This is a genomic window from Kitasatospora sp. NPDC024654 (assembly GCF_055559155.1).
Genome location: NZ_JBVHLF010000241.1, coordinates 1 through 1,911 on the forward strand (window position 1 = coordinate 1; position 1,911 = coordinate 1,911).

Here is a 1,911-nt window from a genome sequence, read left to right on the forward strand (position 1 = left end):
TCTCCGCCGCGAACGCCTCCAAGCGCGGGCGGACCGTCTCCATCTCCTCAGGTGTCACACCTGAAAGAAGATCACAACCCTACTCCTGCCTGATCATCCGGGGTACCTAACAAAGCCCTACTAGAACGGTGGCTCGGCGGCCACCATCGCCACCGGCCACACGGGGTGGCTGCGCAGGGGCAGCAGCGTTCCGGGATTCGGCAACTCGTGCGGCTCAAGGCGGACCAGGGCGGTCACGAGTTCCCAGCCCTCCTCCAGGTCGACCCTCAGTTCGATGGCGAACGCCGAACCGCCCGCCTGCGGGAGTACTCGCTGAACGATCCCCACTACCGGAACACCATCGCGCAGTAGCAGTTGCTGCTGGCGGTCGACGACGTACCGGCTCGCAGGGAGCCGAAAGGCCGCCTTCATCCACCCCAGACCGATCAGAAGCGACGCGATCGAAGCCGGCAGCGACTCGTGACCGGTGGTCCAGTGCACGATCAGCATGCCGAGGCCGATGACCAACGCCCAGGCAAGGCCGGCCATGGACAGCGCGAGGATGACCCCGTGTATGGGCGTCAGGCCGGCCCCCTTGCCCGCGGCCGCCAGCAGGATGCCCGAACCGAGCATGGCGACACCTGACGCCAGTGGTGACCCGTCAACAGCTTCGACGACCACCCAGGCCGCGCCCAGCAGCGCCACGGCCCAACCGCAGTGCTCCAAGAGAGCGGCCGCCAGGTAGCGCGTCGGCCAGGTCAGGGAGACCTTGCGCCGGAACCGCCAGCAGGTGATCCCGAACCAGACCACCACCAGGCTGAGCAGCAGGCTGTGCCCGCCCGTCAACAGCCCGGCGACCAGCCAGCCCACACCCCCCAGCACGCCTAATGCCCCGATCCAGGACACCACGACCTTGAACCACCGCATTTGCCCCCCAGGCCATCACGAACCGACACTAGAAACATAGCGGTTCTACCCGCTCCGCATCCTGGCGTGAAGGGCCTTCCTGCGCGGATCCCTCGGAGAGTCACCGGCCGGGGTTCCGCGGAAATCCTGTCACCCTCCTCCGGCGGATCCCCGGGGCGTCGTCCGGCATCCTGGGGCGATCGTCAGCCGGGGGCAGAGGTCCAGCACGGCCGATCCGCCGACCCTCCTGCCAGGCCGGGCGTCGGAACGCGACGTCGTCCCTGATCCGCCGGTGGCTGATTCGGATGGGGCTGGTTCGGACGGGGTGGGGCGGTTGATCAGGGGCTTTTCAGGTTCCCCTGCCCCGGGCATGATCACTGATCGTGGGCCTGCGACTGCTGTACTTGATCTTCTGGACTGTTGGACTGGTTGGCATTGCTGGGGCGCTCGTCAGCCGCGAGGGACGCCGAGATCCTCGCCCTGCGCCACGAGGTCTCGGTGCTCCGCCGCCAGGTGAACAGGCCGAGGATGTCATGGGCCGACCGCGCCGTGCTCTCGGCACTCGTGCGACGCCTGCCGACCGCGTTGCGCCGGCAGCGACTCGTCGCCCCCGGCACGCTGCTGGCCTGGCACCGCCGCCTGGTTCGCTGGAATGGCGTCAGCCACCCGGCAGACCCGGCCGCCCGCCTCTGTCCGACGAACTCGCCGCGCTCATCAGGCGTCTCGCCGCGGACAATCCGACCTGGGGATACGTCAGGATCCAGGGCGAGCTTCATCGGCTCGGCCACCGGGTCGCGACCGCCACCATCCGGCGCCTGCTTCGTCGCTCGGGCCTGCCGCCCTCACCGCAGCGCGCCACCCGACAGACCTGGCGCACCTTCCTCCGCACACAAGCCCACAAACTGCTCGCCTGCGACTTCCTGCACGTGGACACCTGGTGTGCACCCTCGGCGGACTGCCGATCGCCTTCGCGCTGACCGGGGCGAAGGCCGACGAGCGCGAGACCCTGCTCGACATCTTCGCCGC

General features: G+C 68.8%; 1 protein-coding gene and 2 pseudogenes. 2 read left to right on the forward strand and 1 reads right to left on the reverse strand.

The genetic code is table 11. The features are described from left to right. Positions 1-120 precede the first annotated feature (120 nt). Positions 121-849, reverse strand: coding sequence for a hypothetical protein (locus ACZ38L_RS39295; RefSeq protein ID WP_465702923.1), 729 nt, complete (start codon positions 847-849; stop codon positions 121-123). A 569-nt stretch (positions 850-1,418) separates the two neighbouring features. Here ACZ38L_RS39295 and ACZ38L_RS39300 point away from each other — a divergent pair. Then, positions 1,419-1,661: pseudogene (locus ACZ38L_RS39300) on the forward strand (integrase); the annotation flags it as partial. A 149-nt stretch (positions 1,662-1,810) separates the two neighbouring features. Continuing rightward, positions 1,811-1,911, forward strand: a pseudogene (locus tag ACZ38L_RS39305) (IS982 family transposase); the annotation flags it as partial.